Below are 18,454 nucleotides of genomic sequence, written 5' to 3' on the forward strand. Positions count from 1 at the left end.
GGCGCAGGTCGCGGACGAAGCGCAACCGGCCGCCGCGCGGCGACGGCGAGACGGCGCGCACGCGCGCGCCGCATACGGGATTCGCATGTCTCCCCCACCCAGATGGATTCGGCCTGTCAGCGGCCGTGTCCAAAGATCTTATGAAACCTTTTATTGGTATTCAAGTGGTATCAATCTGGCGCTAAATTGGCATCGGCGTGTCCGGCCTGCCCGGCGTGTCGGAGCGAAAAAAAAACCTCGCGCGAGGCGAGGTTCCTTCCGGGCGGCGGCCGGCCGATCGGCCGAACGCGTCAGTTGCGGGTTACGCGTGCTTCCTGCGTCTTCTGCCGTGCTTCGAGCCACATCGCATTGACGATGCCGAACGACAGCGCGACGCCGATACCGAGAATCCAGCTGAAATACCACATGATCCGACTCCTTGCGAAACGGGGGGCGGCGGGGCGCCAGCGCGCCCCGGCCGGGTTCAATACATCGAATGCGTGTTCTCTTCGAGCACCTCGCGCGTGACCTTGCCGCGCATCACGCGATACACCCAGCTCGTGTAGAGCAGGATGAGCGGCAGGAACACGATCACCGCGAACAGCATCACCTGCAGCGTCATGTGGCTCGACGTCGAATCCCACACGGTCAGGCTGCTCCTCGGGTCGAGCGACGACGGCATGATGAACGGGAACATCGAGAAGCCGGCGGTCAGGATCACGCCGACGATCATCAGCCCCGTGCAGAAGAAGGCCGTCTTCTCCTGCTTCGAGCCGGCGAGCAGCATCGCCAGCAGGCCGCCCGCGATCCCGACGACGGGCGCCGCGATCATCCACGGGAATTCGCCGTAGTTCGCGAGCCACAGGCCCGAGCCCGCGGCGACGTCCTTGAGCAGCGGGTTCGCGACCGTATCGGTCGGCGCGGCGTGCGTGATGTGGAAGCCGCCGATGGTCGACGCGATCAGCACGCCGGCCAGCACGAACAGCACGACCGCGAGGAACGACGCCACGCGCAGCGCGACCGACGCGCGGCGCGCGATCACGCCTTCCGTCTTCATCTTGATGAAGGCCGCACCGTGCGCGACGAGCATCGTGAGGCTGACGAGCCCGCACAGCAGCGCGAACGGGTTCAGCAACGCCCAGAAGCCGCCGTAGTAGGTCACGCGCAGGTCGCTGTCGAACTTGAACGGCACGCCTTGCAGCAGGTTGCCGAACGCGACGCCGAACACGAGCGCCGGCACGAAACCGCCGACGAACAGGCCCCAGTCCCAGCCCGCGCGCCAGCGCGGGTCAGGGCGCTTGCTGCGGTAGTCGAAGCCCACCGGCCGGAAGAACAACGCGAACAGCACGAGCAGCATCGCGAAGTAGAAGCCGGAGAACGACGCCGCGTAGACGAGCGGCCAGGCCGCGAACATCGCGCCGCCGGCCGTGATCAGCCACACCTGGTTGCCTTCCCACGTCGCACCGACGGTGTTGACGATGATGCGGCGTTCCTCGTCGGTCTTGCCGAGGAACGGCAGCAGCGCGGTCGCGCCCATGTCGAAGCCGTCGGTGACGGCGAAGCCGATCAGCAGCACGCCGACGAGCAGCCACCAGATCAGCTTGAGAGTTGCATAGTCCATAGCGATTCCTTGTTCCGTTTCGGGTGCGTGCTCAGGCCGTGGCGCGCTCGCTGGCGGCCGCGAGTTCGTGGTGATAGCGGCCGGTGTGCAGCGACGACGGGCCGAGGCGCGCGTACTTGAACATCAGCTTGATCTCGATGACGAACAGCGCGGTGTAGAACGCGATGAAACCGGCGAGGCTCAGGTACAGGTCCGTCGACGTCAGGCTGGACGCGGACAGATGCGTCGGCAGGATGCCCGCGATCGTCCACGGCTGGCGGCCGAGCTCGGCGACGACCCAGCCGAATTCCGCGGCGAGCCACGGCAGCGGGATCGCCCACACCGCATAACGCAGGAACCAGCGGCGGTTGTCCTGCAGCAGCTGCCGGCGCGCGCAGAGCCAGAACGCGGCGACGAAGGTCGCGAGGAACAGGAAGCCGAGGAACACCATGATCCGGAACGAGAAGAACACGGGCGCGACCGGCGGGATCGTCTTCTTCGCGGCGGCCTTGATCTGCTCCGGCGTCGCATCGACCACGTTCGGCGTGAACTGCTTGAGCATCAATCCGTAGCCGAGATACTGCTTGTGCTGGTCGAACAGTGCGCGGGTCGCATCGCTCGTGTCGCCTTCCTTGATCTTCTGCAAGGCGCCGTACGCGACCATCCCGCTCTGGATGTGCTCCTCGCTGCGCTTCGCGAGTTCGCGCAGGCCGATCACCGGCTCGTCGATCGAGCGCGTCGCGATCAGGCCGAGCGCGTACGGGATCTTGATCGCGTAGTCGGTGCGCTCTTCCTTCTGGTTCGGGATGCCGATCAGCGTGAACGAGGCCGGCGCCGGCTGGGTTTCCCATTCCGATTCGATCGCGGCGAGCTTCATCTTCTGCACTTCGCCGGTCGTATAGCCCGACTCGTCGCCGAGCACGATCACGCAAAGCGTCGACGCGAGACCGAAGCCGGCCGCGACCGCGAACGAGCGCAGCGCGAAGTCGGTGTCGCGCTTCTTCAGCAGGTACCACGACGAGATGCCGAGCACGAACATCGCGGCCGTCACGTAGCCGGCCGACACGGTGTGCACGAACTTCACCTGCGCGACCGGGTTGAACAGCACGTCGAACAGGTTCGTCAGCTCCATGCGCATCGTCTGGTAGTTGAACTCGGCGCCGACCGGGTTGTTCATCCAGCCGTTCGCGACGAGGATCCACAGCGCGGACAGGTTCGAGCCCAGCGCGACGAGGAACGTGACCATCAGGTGCTTGACCTTCGACAGGCGGTTCCAGCCGAAGAAGAACAGGCCGACGAACGTCGATTCGAGGAAGAACGCCATCAGGCCTTCGACCGCGAGCGGCACGCCGAAGATGTCGCCGACATAGTGCGAGTAGTACGACCAGTTCGTGCCGAACTGGAATTCGAGCGTGATGCCGGTCGTCACGCCCATCGCGAAGTTGATCCCGAACAGCTTGCCCCAGAACTGGGTCATGTCCTTGTAGACCTGTTTGCCGGTCATCACGTAGACGGCTTCCATGATGACGAGCAGCCAGGACAGGCCGAGCGTCAGCGGCACGAACAGGAAGTGGTAGAGCGCCGTGATGCCGAACTGCAGACGCGACAGATCGACGACTTCGCTACTTATCATGGTGGTCTCCCTCGGTGGGTGCAGGCGCCGGCACCGAGAGCAGCTTCTCGGCGACGGCGGCAGGCGGAAGCGACATGTGCTCGGCCTGCGGATGATTGAAGAATGCGTATTTGAGCGACATCAGGAGGATCAGCTTGACGATCAGCACCAGGCTGATGTCGCGGGCGAGGGTCGGGCCGCGTGCCCATGCGGCGATGCGCGCACGCCAGCCGATCGTGCCGGCCGGCCGCGGGGGAGGCGGCGCAGGCTCTTTATTGATCGAGATCAAGGCGATTATCCTGAATCGATTTACGTCGGATTGGGGGCGACTTTACGTCGGATTTATGACGGCCGTGAAGCTGTTTTAATCCTTTTGCGCCTGACATGCCAATTTTAAAAGGACTGCTTTCCGATGCCGAGTGCTGCGCTGCGGCAGACCGTCGCGAAACACGGGTCGAAACTTGAGGCAGATCAAGGTTATGCGGAAGGGGCCCGCGAACCGTCCAATACCTGATTAAACAGGTCAATTGATCGACGGAGAAATGAGCGAAGAAGCGGGTGGAGAAGCGAGGGATAAACCGGCTAAAAACCGGTGAAAAAGTCGGGCGAAAAAAAACCGCTGCCGGTCAGGCAGCGGTTTTCGATGAAGCTTTCCGAATCGCCGGTATTTATGCGTATTCGGCGAGGGCGGTGCGCATCTTCTTCATCGCGCTCGCCTCGATCTGGCGGATGCGTTCCGCCGACACGCCGAACTCGGCGGCGAGATCGTGCAGCGTCGAGCCGCCCGAGCCGTCGTCGTCGACATGCAGCCAGCGTGCCTCGATGATGCGGCGGCTGCGCGCGTCGAGCGCGTCGAGTGCCTGCGCGATGCCGTCCGTCTGCAGCGAGTCGCGCTGACGCGCGGCGAGCACGGCGGTCGGTTCGTTGTGCGAGTCGGCCAGGTAGGCGATCGGTGCGTACGACTCCTCGCCGTCTTCGACCTGCCCTTCGAGCGCGATATCGCCGCCCGACAGGCGCGTTTCCATTTCGGTCACGTCTTCGCGCTTGACGTTGAGCTCTTGTGCGAGGCCGTCGATTTCCTCGGGCGTCATCGCCTGCATGCTCTTCTTGTGGCTGCGCAGGTTGAAGAACAGCTTGCGCTGCGCCTTCGTCGTCGCGACCTTCACCATGCGCCAGTTGCGCAGGATGTACTCGTGGATCTCGGCCTTGATCCAGTGGATCGCGTACGACACGAGACGAACGTTCTGGGCCGGATCGAAGCGCTTCACGGCCTTCATCAGGCCGATGTTGCCTTCCTGGATCAGGTCGCCGTGCGGCAGGCCGTACCCGAGATAGTTGCGCGCGATCGACACGACGAGCCGCAGGTGCGACAGCACGAGGCGGCGTGCCGAGTCGAGATTGTTGCTTTCGCGGAATTCGGTCGCGTACTGGCGTTCCTCTTCTGCCGTCAGCAGCGGAATGCGATTGACGGCCTGGATATACGCGTCGATGTTGCCAAGCTGGCCCGGCAACATCGATTGAGCTGCGAGCGCCAGCGAGCCTGCCGATTCGGCCTTGGCCGGCGCCGGGCTCAGGGTGTTCGGGAGGGTCAGGGCGTTGCTCACTAAAAACTCCTTTGGAATCAGGGACAAACCCCCGGTCTCGAATGAGATTCCGTGGGGCATCTTAGCACTCCCGCAAGCTGAGTGCTAATTCCTTAGAGCAAGCGTGGGCATCGGAGTTCCCGTTTTTCTATCGAGTTAGTCGAGTCGATAGTCTATTCTGCGACAGGGGAGGCGACGCGAAGTTCCGTAAGCCGTTGTTTCAGATGGTAATCAGTAGACGATTTCAATTTTTGTTGTTTTGGAAGGAAGCCATTTCGCTTCGTGATGCCGATCCGAAAAGTCCTTTACCATACCATTCACTTCGCTCGAGCCGGCCGAAGCGGCAGGTTCCATTCAACCCACAAAGTTGGAGTGTCAGATGAACAATAAGAAGAATCGCCGGCCCCGCAGCAGGCTTGTCCTGCACGCGATGCTGGCGGCGTCCCTTCTGGGAGGATCGGGTGCGGCATTCGCGGATCGATGGGGGATTCAGGCGGGCGGCGGTTTTTCGGATCGCCACGGGGTCGACAAGGGCGATCTCGGCGTGGTGTGGGATCCGGGCTGGAACTGGTGGGAAATGGGCGGTTGGCACTTCGCGTTCGTCGTGGAAGGGCACGCCGGCTACTGGCACACGGGCGGCAACGTTCACGGCAGCATCGGCGAATTCGGCGTGACGCCGTTGTTCCGCTTCATCAAGAGCGCCGGGGAGATTCGCCCGTTCATCGAGGCTGGCGGCGGCGTCCGGCTGCTGACGCACCCGACGATCTCGGATCATTTCTCGCTGGGGACCGCGTTCCAGTTCTCGCCGACCGCGGGGGTGGGCGTGCAGTTCGGCCAACGGCAACAGTATCAGGTCGGCTACCGTTTTGAACATGTGTCTAACGCGGGTATCAAAGAGCCGAATCCTGGTATAAATTTCCACCAGTTCTACGTGCAGTACAACTTCTGATCCGCACGCCCGCGCACGGCGTGCGCGTTGCCGAGGAGTCAGGCGATGGCGAAGGTGATCGATGCGATCCGCGCGCTCGAGCGCGATCGGTTCCGGGCGATGGTGGACGGCGACGGCGAGGCGCTCGGCGCGCTTTTGTCGGACAAGGTGTTCTTCGTGCACACCAACGGCAAACGCGAAACCAAGCAGCAGTTCATCGACGCCATCGTCGCCGGCCGCCGCCGCTATCGCCAGATCGAAATCCAGTCGCAGGACGTGCTGCCCGTCGGCGATGAAACCTGCGTCGTCACCGGGCGTGCGTTGATCGAGATGGAAACGAACAACGGCGGCCTGGTCTTCCCGATTGCGTATACCTCCGTCCACACCCACGAACAGGGCCGCTGGAGCCTGTTCGCGTGGCAGGCGACGCGGTGCGCGACTGAGACATGAGCGCGCGTGGCGCCCGTTTTCATGTCCCGATCGAAGCGGCCTTCTGGGCCGCTTTTTGCTGCCTCGTGCGGCGCGGATCGCGCGGCGCACGAGCGGTCACGCACCGCTCGCTGACGTTTGAACCCTGAAACGGAACCGGCCGTCAGGCCGCCGCGCGGCGATCCGCGCAGTGCCAGGCCGAGCGGTTGATCGCGCTGACGAGCGCATCGAGCGCGGCGCCCGCCGCATCGGCGTGCAGGCCGACGCCGTGCCGCAGCGGCGCATCGCCGACCCGGCAACCCACCGATACCGCGATCCGCCCGTCCGTCGTGCGCGCGTGTTCGCACGAAGCAATGTCGATCGCGACGCCGGCGGCGGCCGCGAATGCCGCGGCCAAACGTCGCACGGCATCGTCGGGTGCGATATCCGCCGCGGGCGCCGTCGCGATTTCGCGGTTCCGCCAGCGCGCGCCGTTGCCGTGGCGCGCGGCCGGGCCGTCGGTGTCGAAGAATTCGCGCGCGAACAGCGCGCAGATCGCGTCGCCCGTCACTTCCTCTCCCGACGCGTCGGCAAGCGTCTGCACCGCGTGGCTGAATTCGATCTGCACGCGCCGCGTCGGCGTGAAGCCCATTCCGCGTTCGAGCAGGAACGTCGCGCCGCCCTTGCCGGACTGGCTGTTGACGCGGATCACCGCGTCGTAGCTGCGGCCGAGGTCGGCCGGGTCGATCGGCAGGTACGGCACTTCCCACGGCGCGTCGGGGCGCTGCTGCGCGAAGCCCTTGCGGATCGCGTCCTGGTGCGAACCGGAGAACGCGGTGAACACGAGGTCGCCCGCGTACGGGTGGCGCGGATGCACCGGAATCTGGTTGCAGCGTTCGACGACGCGGCGCACCGCGTCGATGTCGGAGAAATCGAGGCCCGGATCGATGCCTTGCGTGTAGAGATTCAGCGCGAGCGTGACGAGATCGACGTTGCCGGTACGCTCGCCGTTGCCGAACAGGCAACCCTCGATGCGGTCGGCGCCCGCGAGCAGCGCGAGCTCGGCCGCCGCGACCGCCGTGCCGCGGTCGTTGTGCGGATGCACGGACAGCACAATGCTGTCGCGATACGCGAGGTTGCGGTCCATCCATTCGATCTGGTCGGCGAACACGTTCGGGCTCGCGGCTTCGACGGTGGCCGGCAGGTTGACGATCATCTTGTGGTCGCGGGTCGGGCGCCAGGTTTGCGCGACCGCGTCGCAGATCTCGCGTGCGAACGTCAGCTCGGTCATGCTGAAGGTTTCCGGCGAGTACTGGAAGGTCCACTGCGTGTCGGGGCGCGCGGCGGCGTGCTCCTTGATGATGCGCGTGCCGTCGATCGCGAGCGCCTTCACGTCGGCCTTCGACATCCCGAACACGATGCGGCGGAACGACGGGCAGACCGCGTTGTACAGGTGCACGATCGCGCGCGGCACGCCTTCGAGCGCGTCGAACGTGCGTGCGATCAGGTCTTCGCGCGCCTGCACGAGCACTTCGATCGTCACGTCGTCGGGAATCCGCTTGTCGTCGATCAGCTTGCGGACGAAATCGAAGTCGGTTTGCGACGCCGACGGAAAACCGACTTCGATCTCCTTGAATCCGATCGCGACCAGCATCTCGAAGAATTCGAGCTTCTGCTCGATGCTCATCGGCTCGATCAGCGACTGGTTGCCGTCGCGCAGGTCGGTGCTCATCCAGACGGGCGCGCGCTCGATGGTGCGCGACGGCCATTTGCGGCCATTGAGACGGACGGGCTCGAACGGACGGTACTTGTCTTGCGGATTGCGCTGCATCTTCTGGACCTCGGGTCTCAAGTCGCGAGCGAAGACGGGCGGCATGGGCGACGGTTGGCGCTGCCTCGCTCCGCGGCACGTGAGCGCGCTGCGGATGCGGATGATCTTCGCGAATCGGCCGACGGATAGACGGACGAATGCTGACGACTTCGGGTTGTAAAAACTGCGAGAGGGGTACTGCGAGGAACTGCTGGGAGGGACCGTGCGGACAGCACACGGCGCTACGACAGCCTTAGGCTAGTCGTAGCGATAGCGGCCGCGCTAGGCGGCCGGAGGTAATTCGGAGGGTGTTCGGAAAGGAACGCATGACGGCAACTCTATGCCAGGATGCGCCCGCGTGTCAAATGCCTGGCGCGCGGGGCCGGTTCGCGGGCGTGCCGTCAGCGCGCGATGCGGGTGATCTGCACGATCGTCGCGACCTGGCGGGCGACGGTGTCGGGCACCGGCACCTCGCCGCGCAATACGGCGTCCGTCCACGCGGCCGTCGTGGCCGCATCGCGCGATTCGGGCAGGGCGACGGGGGGCGCTTCGGTCGACGAGCGCTCGGCCTCGATCAGCGTGTCGCACACGCCGTCGTGCAACCAGTCGACCTGCACCTGGCGCCGCGTGTCGGCAACGGCTTCGCCCTCGGTGCCGCGCGCGAGCAGCGCGCCGCCGAGCGCGGCGTCGGGATGGTCGCGGAACAGCTGCGCGAGGCTGTCGCGGTACGGCGGGTGCGTGTAGTTGACGAGCCGCAGGCCGGCCGGTGCGAATGGCTGCAGGATCTTCACGAGCGTGTGCGTCGAATTGCGCACGCCGAGCACGCGGCGCATCGACAGCAGGCGCGCGATGCGCGGCGCCAGCACCTCGATTGACGCGAACGCGACGCGGCGCTCGGCAAGCGTGTCCTCGATCGCATCGTGCGACGCCGACGGCGCAAGCGACAGCGCCGAGAAGATCTCGGCGCTCGTCACGCGGCCCGGATCCTGCTCGACACCATGCACGAGCACCGGCACGCCTTCGCGCGCGAGCAGCAGTGCGAGCAGCGGCACGAGGTTCGGCTGCTTGCGCGCGCCGTTGTAGCTCGGGATCGCGACGGGGCGGAACGCCGCGTCCTGTACGTGCACGGGCTCGAACGACGCCTGCGCGGCGGCGAGCATCGCGGCCAGCTCGTCGGCGGATTCGCCCTTCAGCCGATAGGCGATCAGGATCGCGCCGAGTTCGACATCCGACACGCGCGCGTCGAGCATCGCGCGATAGAGCTCGAACGTGTCCTCGGCGGACAGTGCGCGTGCGCCGTTCGGGCCGCGGCCGATTTCCTTGATGAAGCGGGCGCACGGGAACGGAACGGCGGCGGGATCGTGGGAAGCGGTCATCGGGGCGTGGGGCGGGCGGCCGGCATCGGGCCGCGCTGTGAGCGGTGAGGAATGCCCGAGTATCGCACGGGCGCGGACGACGCAAGCAAGGGGGGCGCATCGCGGCGCGCTACACTCTGCTTCCCGGCGGTGCGCGCGCCGGCTGCGCCGCGCCCGTGCCGTTGCCGGCCGAATACGACTACGAGAGACATCCCATGAAGCTTTACAGCTATTTCCGCAGTTCCGCGTCGTACCGCGTGCGGATCGCCCTGAACCTGAAGCAGCTGCCGTTCGACTATGTTCCCGTGCACATGCTGCGTGACGGCGGCGAGCAACTGAAGGACGCGTACCGCGCGCTGAATCCGGACGCGGTCGTGCCGACGCTGACCGACGGCGACGCGACGCTGCAGCAGTCGCTCGCGATCATCGAATATCTCGAGGAAACCCATCCGGAACCGGCGCTGCTGCCAAAGCAGCCCGTCGATCGCGCCTATGTGCGTGCGGTCGCGCTGCAGATCGCGTGCGAAATCCATCCGCTCAACAACCTGCGCGTGCTGAAGTACCTGAAGCACACGCTGAAGGTGCCCGAAGAAGCGAAGAACGCGTGGTACCGGCACTGGATCGAGGCGGGCTTCGAATCGCTCGAGACCCGTCTCGCGAGCGATCCGCGCACCGGCAAGCTGTGTTTCGGCGACACGCCGACACTCGCCGACGTGTGCCTCGTGCCGCAGGTGTTCAACGCGAACCGCTTCTCGATCGACACGACGCGCTATCCGACGATCCAGCGGATCGTCGACCACGCGTCGACGCTCGAGGCGTTCAAGGCCGCCGAGCCCGGCGCGCAGCCCGACGCCGAATGAGCGCGGTGCGCCCGGCATGCATGACCGGGCGCGCATGAAAAAGGGCGCCCGAAGGCGCCCCGTGCGATGCGTGCCGGCGGTGTTCAGCCGAGCAGCGCGTCCGCGAATTCGACCGCGCTGAACGGCTGCAGATCCTCGACCTTCTCGCCGACGCCGATGAAGTAGACCGGCACCGGGCGCTGCCGCGCGATCGCGGCGAGAATCCCGCCCTTCGCGGTACCGTCGAGCTTCGTGACGATGAGGCCGGTGAGGCCGAGCGCGTCGTCGAATGCCTTGACCTGCGTGAGCGCGTTCTGGCCGGTGTTCGCGTCGATCACCAGCAGCACTTCGTGCGGCGCGCCGTCGTGCGCCTTCGAGATCACGCGCTTCACCTTCTTCAGCTCTTCCATCAGGTGGAGCTGCGTCGGCAGGCGGCCGGCCGTGTCGGCCATCATCACGTCGATCTTGCGCGCGCGCGCGGCGCTGACCGCGTCGAAGATCACCGCGGCCGGATCGCCGCTTTCCTGCTGCACGACCGTCACGTTGTTGCGCTCGCCCCAGACCGCCAGCTGTTCGCGCGCGGCCGCGCGGAACGTGTCGCCCGCGGCCAGCAGCACCGACTGGTCGAAGCTCTGCAGATGCTTTGCGAGCTTGCCGATGCTGGTCGTCTTGCCCGCACCGTTCACGCCGGTAATCATCATCACGAGCGGTTGCGCGCGGCCGAGCATCAGCGACTTCTCGAGCGGCGTCAGCAACTCGACGAGCAGGTCGTGCAGCGCGGCCTTCACCTGCTGCGGGTCGGTCAGGCGACCCGCGCGCACCTTTTCGCGTAGCGCGCCGAGCAGGTACTCGGTCGCGTCGACGCCCGCGTCGGACATCAGCAGCGCGGTTTCGAGCTCCTCGTACAGATCCTCGTCGATCTTCGTGTTGACGAAGACGCCGGTGATGCTCGAGCCCGTCTTGGCGAGCCCCGTTTTCAGGCGGGCGAGCCACGATTTCTTCGCGGTGGCGTCCTGCAGCGGCGGCGGAACGATTTCGACCGTCTCGACGACTTCGTCGCGCCCGTCGTTGGTCGGCGTGACCGTCATCACGACGGCCGGCGCGGCCGGTTGCGCGGGCGCTTGCGGCACTTCGGCCGCAGGCGGGGCCTCGACTGCGGGCGCATCGGACGGTTCGTCCGTTTGCTGCGCGTCGGCCGATTGCGATTCCGCCGGATCGGGCTCCTGCGTTTTCTTGAATCGTTTGAAGAAGCTGAACATGGTCTGACGTCGGGAAGAGGGCGGGCCGCCGCCGGAAGCGGGGCACCGGACGGGCCGTCCTGCGTTCGCGCGGGCGCGGCGCACGGCGGCCGAAACCGTGCATTTTATCAGTGCGGCGTGGCGCTCGCGTCAGTGCGCGCCGCCGCTGTGGTAACGTGCGCCTGTTTGGCGGTGCGCCCCTGCGCGCGCCCGGTCCCTTCGTCGTCGATATTCCGTATGTCCCGTTCCTCTTCCGGCCGCCAGGCGGCCCCCTCCAGCCGCGGCAAGCCGCACACGATCCGCATCATCGGCGGCGACTGGAAACGCACGCCGCTCGCGGTGCTCGATCTCGACGGCCTGCGGCCGACGCCCGATCGCGTGCGCGAAACGCTGTTCAACTGGCTCGGCCAGGATCTCGAAGGCCGGCGTTGCCTCGACCTGTTCGCGGGCACGGGCGCGCTCGGTTTCGAGGCCGCGTCGCGCGGCGCGGCGAGCGTCGTGATGGTCGAGCGCCATCCGCGCGCCGCGCAGCAGCTGCGTGCGATCAAGGACAAGCTCGGCGCGCGTGCGGTCGAGGTCGCGGAGGCGGACGCGTTGCGGCTCGCGGCCGGGCTCACGCCGGGCGCGTTCGACGTCGTGTTTCTCGATCCGCCGTTCGGCGAACCGGCTGTGCTCGATCGCGCGGTCGCGCTGGCGGCGCCGCTCGTCGCGGCGGGCGGCGCGCTGTACGTCGAAACGGGGGCGGAACTCGACCCGGCCGCGCACGATGCGCTCGCGGGCTGGGAGGTGGTGAAGCACGGCAAGGCCGGTGCGGTTCACTATCATTTGCTGCGGCGCGAAAATGATGAATAATGCGCGTTCCATACGAGGCGGCGCGCTGCAAAGGCGACGCATGCCCATCTCGGCAGTCGCGTGCGCATGGCACCGCTGCCATCCCGTTTGCGTGATGACAGGAGGAGCGACATGGTAGTCGCCGTGTATCCCGGTACGTTCGATCCGCTGACGCGCGGGCACGAAGACCTCGTGCGGCGTGCGTCGAGCATTTTTGATACGCTGGTGGTCGGTGTGGCCGACAGCCGCGCGAAAAAGCCGTTCTTCTCGCTGGAAGAACGTCTGACGATTGCGAACGAGGTGCTCGGCCATTACCCGAACGTGAAGGTGATGAGTTTCACCGGCCTCCTGAAGGACTTCGTCCGCACCAACAACGCACGCGTGATCGTGCGCGGCCTGCGAGCCGTGTCCGATTTCGAATATGAGTTCCAGATGGCGGGGATGAACCGCTATCTGTTGCCCGACGTCGAGACGATGTTCATGACGCCGTCCGACCAGTACCAGTTCATCTCGGGCACGATCGTGCGCGAAATCGCGCAGTTGGGCGGTGATGTCAGCAAGTTCGTGTTCCCGTCCGTCGAGAAGTGGCTGACCGAGAAAGTGACGGCGATGGGAGGCCCTGCCGCGTGACGCGGCGCCGGCCGGTTTCGTCGCGAAGCCGGCCACCGGCCTGAAGAAGTGAGATCAGTATGGCTTTGATGATTACCGACGAGTGCATCAATTGCGACGTGTGCGAGCCCGAGTGCCCGAACGGCGCGATTTCGATGGGCCCGGACATCTACGTGATCGACCCGAACAAGTGCACCGAGTGCGTCGGCCATTTCGACGAACCGCAGTGCCAGCAGGTGTGTCCGGTCGAATGCATTCCGCGCGATCCGCAGCATGACGAATCGCACGCGCAATTGATGGAGAAGTATCACGCGTTGATCGCCGTGAAAGGCGACGACGCGTCGTGACCCCGCGGTGACGCGCGCGCCCGGGTTCTTCGGCACGCGCGTTACGCATCCGGATCGGCGCCGCCTGGCGCCGATTCCTTCATGTCAGGCCAGCAGCTCGCGCAACGCCGCGACGAGCGCATCGCATTCGGCATCGATGCCGACGGTGATGCGCAGGTGCTGGTCGATTCGCGGCAGCCCGAAGTGCCGCACGAAAATTTCCCGTTCCTTCAGTTTGGCCGCGATGGCGCCCGCGTCGTGCGCGGGATGGCGCGCGAACACGAAATTCGCGGCCGACGGCACGACGTCGAAGCCGAGCGTGTCGAGCGCGTGCGTGAGCCGCGTCCGGCTATCGATCACGCGCCGGCAGGTTGCGCTGAAATAATCGGTGTCTTCGTACGCCGCCTGCGCGGCGACTTGCGCGAGCCGGTCGAGCGGGTACGAGTTGAAGCTGTCCTTCACGCGGTTCAGCGCGTCGATCAGCGCGGCATCGCCGAATGCGAAACCGACGCGCATGCCCGCGAGCGAGCGCGCCTTCGACGTCGTGTGCACGACGAGCAGGTTCGGGTAGCGGTCGATCAGCGCAATCGCGGACTGCGCGCCGAAGTCGACATAGGCTTCGTCGATCACGACGACCGACGACGGATTCGCGGCCGCAATCCGCTCGACATCCGCGAGCGGCAGCGCGCGCCCGGTCGGCGCGTTCGGGTTCGGAAACAGCACGCCGCCGGCGTCGTCGAGATAGTCGTCGACGCGGATCGAGAAGTCATCCGCGAGCGGCACGACCGTCGTCTCGACGCCGTACAGGCGTGCATAGGTCGGATAGAAGCTGTACGTGATGTCGGGGAAGCGCAGCGGCCGGTCGTGCTTGAGCAGCGCCTGGAATGTGTGCGCGAGCACCTCGTCCGAGCCGTTGCCGACGAACACCTGCTCGGGCTGGATGCGGTGATGGGCCGCGACCGTCTCGCGCAGCGCGCGCGCAACCGGGTCCGGATAGCGGCGCAGCGTGTCGCCGGTCACGCCGAGTTCGCGTGCGATCGCCGCGACGACGCGCGGCGACGGCGGATAGGGATTCTCGTTGGTGTTCAGCTTGACCGGGTGTGCGAGCGCGGGCTGCTCGCCCGGCACGTAAGGCACGAGTTGCTGAACGACGTCGCTCCAGTAACGGCTCACCGCTTGGCTCCTGTCGGGCAAAGCGACCAGATTACCGCAAGTATGCGCAGGATGGGGCGGGCGGGGCCGCCCGGCGACGCCGGGCGGCGCGATGGATCGTCGCGGGGCGCTGCGGTCAGTTGCGATGCAGCTGCATCGTCGCGCGGTCAAGTTCGCCCTTGACGACCATCGGCATCACGGCGAGCGCGCGCTCGATCGACGCGTCGATCACGTCCTGCTCCTCGCGGCGCGGCGGCTTCAGCACGAAGTTCGCGACATCGGGCTTCGCGCCGGCGCGGGCGCTTTCCGGAATCAGGTCGCGCGGATGGCCGATGCCGATTCGCAGCCGCCAGTACTGTTGCGACGACAGGTGTGCGGTGATGTCTTTCAGGCCGTTGTGGCCGCCACTGCCGCCGCCGAGCTTCAGCTTCACGGTGCCGGGCGGCAGGTCGAGCTCGTCGTGTGCGACGAGGATCTGGTCGGGCAGGATCTTGAAGAACTGCGCGAGCGCGACGACCGACTGGCCGGAGCGGTTCATGTAGGTTTGCGGCTCGAGCAGGTGGACTTCCTCACCGTGCAGGCGCGCTTTCGCGTAGAAGCCATGGAAGCGGCGTTCGTCGCGCAGCGTCGCGCCTGCTTCGCGGGCGAGCTGGTCGATCAGCCAGAAGCCGGCGTTGTGGCGCGTCGCAGTGTATTCCGCCCCGGGATTGCCGAGGCCGACGATCAATTTGATCATGACGTTTCGAAGGCGGCAGCCGCCGCCTGGGCGCAGAAAAAGAAAAACCCGCCGGGCAAGCCGCGGCGGGTTGCGTCGACCGTTTCGTGAAACGGATCGATGGGGCGCGTAGGCGGCCGCTTAGGCAGCCGGCGTTTCGCCTTCGGCTGCGTCCGACACGGCACCAGCCGGGACCGTCGCCGATGCGACAACCGGGTTTTCCGCGTCGACGTGCGCGACCAGCGCGACGCCCTTCGGCAGTGCGATGTCCTTCGCGTGCAGCGATTGACCGGCTTCGATCTTCGACAGGTCGACTTCGAGGAACTCCGGCAGGTCAGCCGGCAGGCACTCGATTTCGATTTCCGTCGCGACGTGCGAAACGACCGCGCTCGACAGCTTCACGGCCGGGCTGATTTCAGCGTTCAGGAAGTGCAGCGGAGCCTTCGTGTGCAGCTTCTTCTTCGCGTCAACGCGCTGGAAGTCCACGTGCAGCACCAGTTGCTTGAACGGGTGGTATTGCACGTCGCGCAGCAGAACCTGTTGCGACTGGCCAGCCACTTCGAGGTCGAGGATCGACGAGTGGAAAGCTTCCTTCTTCAGGGCGTGCCACAGGGCGTTGTGATCGAGTTCGATCTTTTGCGGGGCTGCTTCGCCACCGTAAACGATACCCGTGGTCTTACCGGCGTTGCGCAGGCGGCGGCTCGCACCCGTACCTTGCTGTTGGCGCTCGAAAGCGACGACTTTCATATGATTCTCCAATGGCTGCCCGCGACCAGGCAGTAAAACGGGGCCGTCAAATGTCGGCCCCCGATGAAGCGGACGGGGTTTCGTCTATCCCGTCCGATTGTGCAAAAAGCGAAGCGTTGCCGCTTCGCTTTCTGCGCATACTTTGTTCAGTCGATTCGCGATCAGGATTCCGCGAACAGCGACATCACCGAATCGCCGCGGCGGATCCGCGAGAACGTTTCGGCCAGCAGGCTCGCGCTCGTCAGTGCACGGATCTTCGAGCAGCCGAGCGATTCGGCGGACAGCGGGATCGTGTCGGTGACCACCAGCTCGTCGAGTGCCGACGCGGCGATGCGATCACCCGCGCCACCCGATAGCACCGGGTGCGTCGCGTAGGCGAAAACCTGTTTCGCGCCGCGCTCCTTCAGCACTTGCGCGGCCTTGCAGAGCGTGCCTGCCGTATCGACCATGTCGTCCATGATCACGCAGGTGCGGCCTTCGACTTCACCGATGATGTTCATCACTTCGGAGACGTTCGCCTTCGGGCGACGCTTGTCGATGATCGCGAGATCGCAGTTGAGCTGCTTCGCGAGTGCCCGGGCACGCACCACGCCGCCGACGTCCGGCGACACGACGAGCAGATCCGGGTAGTTCTGCTTGCGCAGGTCACCCAGCAGGATCGGCGTTGCGTAGATGTTGTCGACCGGGATGTCGAAGAAGCCTTGAATCTGGTCGGCGTGCAGATCCATCGTGATGATCCGCTCGACGCCGGCGATTTCCAGCATGTTCGCGACGACCTTCGCCGAGATCGCAACGCGCGCCGAACGCGGGCGGCGATCCTGACGGGCGTAGCCGAAGTAGGGGATGGCTGCAGTGATCCGGCCGGCGGATGCGCGCTTGAGCGCATCGACCATGATCATCAGTTCCATCAGGTTGTCGTTCGTCGGTGCGCACGTGGATTGCAGGACGAAGACGTCCTTGCCGCGCACGTTTTCCTGGATCTCGACCTGGATCTCGCCGTCGGAGAAACGGCTGACCATTGCTTTGCCGAGGGGGATACCAAGGATATTGACGACTTCCTGGGCGAGCGCGGGATTCGCGTTGCCAGTAAAGACCATCAGGCCATCATGGCTGTGGCTGCTCATCGTGCACCTGCTTCAGGCTTGGGCGGGAAATGCGGGAAAATTTTTTGGCAGGGGAGGAAGGACTCGAACCCTCGCATGCCGGAATCAAAATCCGGTGCCTTGACCAACTTGGCGACTCCCCTACACTTAACTGACTGCTTTACCGAACTCGTGTAGGCCGTTCGGCAAAGTAAAACTTCATGACGCGAAAGCGAAGAGCGGATGCTCGTCCAGACTCTCGGCAACTGCACCTTTCCAACTGGCGGGCAGCTTGGCTTTCGCCGCTTCTGCCTCGTGCTTGCTGTGAAACGCTGCAAACACGCTTGCTCCGGAGCCGGTCATCCTCGCGGGGGTCAAATCATACAACCATTTAACCGCCTGCGCAACTTCCGCGTACTTCCTTGTTACAACTTCCTGCATGTCGTTCCGGCCGAAGCTGTCTGGCCATCCCGCATCGCTGGTTTGCTGTGCAAGAAAGTCAGCAATTGTGACGGGCTTCGTATCTCTTGTCAACAACTCATCTGAAAATATTTCAGCGGTCGGGACATGAACGCTTGGCGTCACAACCAAGAACCAGCGAGTCGGCAATTGTACCTCAGCTAATTCTTCTCCGATACCCTCTGCGAACGCATTTTTTCCAAAAATAAAAAACGGGACGTCTGCGCCGAGTTTGACCGCGAGCGACTGAAGCTCGGCGCGAGGCAGGTCGAGTCGCCACAGGCGGTTCAGTGCGAGCAGCGTCGTTGCGGCGTCGGAGCTGCCGCCGCCAAGGCCGGCCCCCATCGGCAGGCACTTGTCGATCTCGATGTCGACGCCGTGCGCGGTGCCCGTATGTGCTTTCAGCAGGTTGGCTGCGCGAACGACGAGGTCGCTTTCCTCGGGCACGCCGGGCACGTCGGTGACGCGCGCGACGCGACCGTCGTCGCGCAGCGTGAAATGCAGCGTGTCGCCCCAGTTCAGCAACTGGAACACGCTCTGCAGATCGTGATAGCCGTTCGGGCGGCGGCCGGTGATGTGCAGGAACAGGTTGAGTTTCGCGGGCGCAAGGCAATTGCGCAGCGAGCGGGTCGAATCGGTCATGCGTATGTCTGGGCTGGGCCGGTGCTCACTGGTCGAGCACGAGCTTGATGTCGAGCGGCGGGGTCGCGCGCACGAGGTTGACGCGTTTGACGCCCGTGGCCGGGGCATCCGCGTAGGCAAGGTAGTCGATCGTCCAGCCGTCCTGGCGGATCTGCTTGACGCGCGTGCCGTCGGCCGGGTCGCGCACCGTTTCCGCAGGGGTCGCGGGCGCGGCCGTGGGCAGCAGCCAGTAGCGCAGGCCCGCGAGCGGCAGTTCGAAGCCGAGCGTTTTCTGCATCAGGTCGCCGACGTCCGGCGCATATTGCGTCGGACGGTTCGGCAATTCGAGCGATGCCGCCTGCGGCGTCGATTTCACGACCGCGAGCGTCTGGCCGAGCGGGCTGCGCAGCTCGAGCGACACGTCGTCACCGTGCTCCTGCCAGTCGAAGTTGCCGTACACGTTCTGCTGCTTGCCGAGACGGTCGTCGTACTGCACCGCGAAGCGGCCATGGTAAGCGTGCGCTGCGGCGGTCTGCAGCGGCGCGCCCGTTGGCACGCCG

Annotated in this window: 21 protein-coding genes and 1 tRNA gene; 7 read left to right on the forward strand and 15 right to left on the reverse strand. The window is 65.4% G+C overall.

Annotated features, from left to right (window positions below):
- A partial coding sequence (locus DPV74_RS28160) for a hypothetical protein (RefSeq protein WP_205571949.1) occupies positions 1-185 on the forward strand: 185 nt, incomplete at its 5' end.
- Between the two features lie 105 nt (positions 186-290).
- Here the strand turns inward: DPV74_RS28160 and cydX are convergent.
- The 5 genes from cydX to rpoH all read right to left on the reverse strand — a co-directional run bounded on the left by cydX (position 291) and on the right by rpoH (position 4,795).
- On the reverse strand, positions 291-407 hold the full coding sequence (cydX, locus tag DPV74_RS28165) for a cytochrome bd-I oxidase subunit CydX (protein ID WP_021163033.1): 117 nt from the start codon (positions 405-407) through the stop codon (positions 291-293).
- A gap of 56 nt (positions 408-463) precedes the next feature.
- The gene (gene cydB, locus DPV74_RS28170) at positions 464-1,600 is read right to left on the reverse strand and encodes a cytochrome d ubiquinol oxidase subunit II (protein WP_119338374.1); all 1,137 of its coding nucleotides are present in this window, start codon (positions 1,598-1,600) and stop codon (positions 464-466) included.
- A 31-nt stretch (positions 1,601-1,631) separates the two neighbouring features.
- Positions 1,632-3,212 (reverse strand): cytochrome ubiquinol oxidase subunit I, encoded by a 1,581-nt coding sequence (locus tag DPV74_RS28175; RefSeq protein WP_027789086.1) that lies wholly within the window; start codon positions 3,210-3,212, stop codon positions 1,632-1,634.
- Positions 3,202-3,486: a cytochrome oxidase putative small subunit CydP gene (gene cydP / locus DPV74_RS28180; RefSeq protein ID WP_027789087.1), complete on the reverse strand. Its 285-nt coding sequence runs from the start codon at positions 3,484-3,486 to the stop codon at positions 3,202-3,204. The genes DPV74_RS28175 and cydP overlap by 11 nt, the downstream gene beginning before the upstream one ends.
- Before the next feature lie 373 nt (positions 3,487-3,859).
- The gene (gene rpoH / locus DPV74_RS28185) at positions 3,860-4,795 is read right to left on the reverse strand and encodes an RNA polymerase sigma factor RpoH (RefSeq protein WP_059695066.1); all 936 of its coding nucleotides are present in this window, start codon (positions 4,793-4,795) and stop codon (positions 3,860-3,862) included.
- A gap of 358 nt (positions 4,796-5,153) precedes the next feature.
- Between rpoH and DPV74_RS28190 the strand changes: the two genes are divergently transcribed.
- The gene (locus DPV74_RS28190) at positions 5,154-5,723 is read left to right on the forward strand and encodes an acyloxyacyl hydrolase (RefSeq protein WP_021163039.1); all 570 of its coding nucleotides are present in this window, start codon (positions 5,154-5,156) and stop codon (positions 5,721-5,723) included.
- Positions 5,724-5,768: 45 nt separating this feature from the next.
- Positions 5,769-6,152: a nuclear transport factor 2 family protein gene (locus DPV74_RS28195; protein ID WP_027789089.1), complete on the forward strand. Its 384-nt coding sequence runs from the start codon at positions 5,769-5,771 to the stop codon at positions 6,150-6,152.
- 142 nt (positions 6,153-6,294) lie between these two features.
- Here the strand turns inward: DPV74_RS28195 and leuA are convergent, their stop codons facing one another.
- Positions 6,295-7,941: a 2-isopropylmalate synthase gene (gene leuA / locus DPV74_RS28200; RefSeq protein ID WP_060084179.1), complete on the reverse strand. Its 1,647-nt coding sequence runs from the start codon at positions 7,939-7,941 to the stop codon at positions 6,295-6,297.
- Between the two features lie 380 nt (positions 7,942-8,321).
- Positions 8,322-9,296 carry a DNA-binding protein YbiB gene (ybiB, locus tag DPV74_RS28205; RefSeq protein WP_027789091.1) on the reverse strand — a complete coding sequence of 325 codons (975 nt, stop codon included), beginning with the start codon at positions 9,294-9,296 and terminating at the stop codon, positions 8,322-8,324.
- A gap of 194 nt (positions 9,297-9,490) precedes the next feature.
- Here ybiB and maiA point away from each other — a divergent pair, with 194 nt between their 5' ends.
- A complete protein-coding gene (gene maiA / locus DPV74_RS28210) occupies positions 9,491-10,135 on the forward strand; it encodes a maleylacetoacetate isomerase (RefSeq protein WP_059688681.1) in 645 nt (214 codons plus the stop codon).
- 83 nt (positions 10,136-10,218) lie between these two features.
- Here the strand turns inward: maiA and ftsY are convergent, their stop codons facing one another.
- Positions 10,219-11,373 carry a signal recognition particle-docking protein FtsY gene (ftsY, locus tag DPV74_RS28215; RefSeq protein ID WP_021163045.1) on the reverse strand — a complete coding sequence of 385 codons (1,155 nt, stop codon included), beginning with the start codon at positions 11,371-11,373 and terminating at the stop codon, positions 10,219-10,221.
- A gap of 216 nt (positions 11,374-11,589) precedes the next feature.
- Between ftsY and rsmD the strand changes: the two genes are divergently transcribed.
- From rsmD to DPV74_RS28230, 3 genes are all read left to right on the forward strand, one after another.
- The gene (gene rsmD / locus DPV74_RS28220; protein ID WP_119338375.1) at positions 11,590-12,204 is read left to right on the forward strand and encodes a 16S rRNA (guanine(966)-N(2))-methyltransferase RsmD; all 615 of its coding nucleotides are present in this window, start codon (positions 11,590-11,592) and stop codon (positions 12,202-12,204) included.
- A 111-nt stretch (positions 12,205-12,315) separates the two neighbouring features.
- On the forward strand, positions 12,316-12,813 hold the full coding sequence (coaD, locus tag DPV74_RS28225; protein ID WP_021163047.1) for a pantetheine-phosphate adenylyltransferase: 498 nt from the start codon (positions 12,316-12,318) through the stop codon (positions 12,811-12,813).
- Between the two features lie 59 nt (positions 12,814-12,872).
- On the forward strand, positions 12,873-13,139 hold the full coding sequence (locus DPV74_RS28230) for a YfhL family 4Fe-4S dicluster ferredoxin (protein ID WP_006477774.1): 267 nt from the start codon (positions 12,873-12,875) through the stop codon (positions 13,137-13,139).
- Positions 13,140-13,223: 84 nt separating this feature from the next.
- Here DPV74_RS28230 and hisC read toward each other — a convergent pair whose 3' ends face one another.
- From hisC to lolB, 7 genes are all read right to left on the reverse strand, one after another.
- Positions 13,224-14,291, reverse strand: a complete 1,068-nt coding sequence (gene hisC / locus DPV74_RS28235; RefSeq protein ID WP_119338376.1) for a histidinol-phosphate transaminase — start codon at positions 14,289-14,291, stop codon at positions 13,224-13,226.
- 115 nt (positions 14,292-14,406) lie between these two features.
- On the reverse strand, positions 14,407-15,006 hold the full coding sequence (pth, locus tag DPV74_RS28240; RefSeq protein ID WP_021163050.1) for an aminoacyl-tRNA hydrolase: 600 nt from the start codon (positions 15,004-15,006) through the stop codon (positions 14,407-14,409).
- 120 nt (positions 15,007-15,126) lie between these two features.
- Positions 15,127-15,732: a 50S ribosomal protein L25/general stress protein Ctc gene (locus tag DPV74_RS28245; RefSeq protein ID WP_027789095.1), complete on the reverse strand. Its 606-nt coding sequence runs from the start codon at positions 15,730-15,732 to the stop codon at positions 15,127-15,129.
- Positions 15,733-15,893: 161 nt separating this feature from the next.
- Positions 15,894-16,856, reverse strand: a complete 963-nt coding sequence (locus tag DPV74_RS28250) for a ribose-phosphate pyrophosphokinase (RefSeq protein ID WP_027789096.1) — start codon at positions 16,854-16,856, stop codon at positions 15,894-15,896.
- A 45-nt stretch (positions 16,857-16,901) separates the two neighbouring features.
- Positions 16,902-16,978, reverse strand: a tRNA-Gln gene (locus DPV74_RS28255).
- Between the two features lie 55 nt (positions 16,979-17,033).
- Positions 17,034-17,915, reverse strand: a complete 882-nt coding sequence (gene ispE / locus DPV74_RS28260; protein ID WP_119338377.1) for a 4-(cytidine 5'-diphospho)-2-C-methyl-D-erythritol kinase — start codon at positions 17,913-17,915, stop codon at positions 17,034-17,036.
- Positions 17,916-17,940: 25 nt separating this feature from the next.
- A partial coding sequence (gene lolB / locus DPV74_RS28265) for a lipoprotein insertase outer membrane protein LolB (RefSeq protein WP_119338378.1) occupies positions 17,941-18,454 on the reverse strand: 514 nt, incomplete at its 5' end.

This window comes from Burkholderia sp. HAN2018 (assembly GCF_024704855.1).
Lineage (GTDB): Bacteria > Pseudomonadota > Gammaproteobacteria > Burkholderiales > Burkholderiaceae > Burkholderia > Burkholderia cepacia.

Coding starts and splice junctions, on each gene's coding strand:
- cydX (WP_021163033.1), bottom strand. CDS start 407: ATGTGGTATTTCAGCTGGATTCTCGGTATCGGCGTCGCGCTGTCGTTC.
- cydB (WP_119338374.1), bottom strand. CDS start 1,600: ATGGACTATGCAACTCTCAAGCTGATCTGGTGGCTGCTCGTCGGCGTG.
- DPV74_RS28175 (WP_027789086.1), bottom strand. CDS start 3,212: ATGATAAGTAGCGAAGTCGTCGATCTGTCGCGTCTGCAGTTCGGCATC.
- DPV74_RS28190 (WP_021163039.1), top strand. CDS start 5,154: ATGAACAATAAGAAGAATCGCCGGCCCCGCAGCAGGCTTGTCCTGCAC.
- DPV74_RS28195 (WP_027789089.1), top strand. CDS start 5,769: ATGGCGAAGGTGATCGATGCGATCCGCGCGCTCGAGCGCGATCGGTTC.
- leuA (WP_060084179.1), bottom strand. CDS start 7,941: ATGCAGCGCAATCCGCAAGACAAGTACCGTCCGTTCGAGCCCGTCCGT.
- ybiB (WP_027789091.1), bottom strand. CDS start 9,296: ATGACCGCTTCCCACGATCCCGCCGCCGTTCCGTTCCCGTGCGCCCGC.
- maiA (WP_059688681.1), top strand. CDS start 9,491: ATGAAGCTTTACAGCTATTTCCGCAGTTCCGCGTCGTACCGCGTGCGG.
- ftsY (WP_021163045.1), bottom strand. CDS start 11,373: ATGTTCAGCTTCTTCAAACGATTCAAGAAAACGCAGGAGCCCGATCCG.
- rsmD (WP_119338375.1), top strand. CDS start 11,590: ATGTCCCGTTCCTCTTCCGGCCGCCAGGCGGCCCCCTCCAGCCGCGGC.
- coaD (WP_021163047.1), top strand. CDS start 12,316: ATGGTAGTCGCCGTGTATCCCGGTACGTTCGATCCGCTGACGCGCGGG.
- DPV74_RS28230 (WP_006477774.1), top strand. CDS start 12,873: ATGGCTTTGATGATTACCGACGAGTGCATCAATTGCGACGTGTGCGAG.
- pth (WP_021163050.1), bottom strand. CDS start 15,006: ATGATCAAATTGATCGTCGGCCTCGGCAATCCCGGGGCGGAATACACT.
- DPV74_RS28245 (WP_027789095.1), bottom strand. CDS start 15,732: ATGAAAGTCGTCGCTTTCGAGCGCCAACAGCAAGGTACGGGTGCGAGC.
- DPV74_RS28250 (WP_027789096.1), bottom strand. CDS start 16,856: ATGAGCAGCCACAGCCATGATGGCCTGATGGTCTTTACTGGCAACGCG.
- ispE (WP_119338377.1), bottom strand. CDS start 17,915: ATGACCGATTCGACCCGCTCGCTGCGCAATTGCCTTGCGCCCGCGAAA.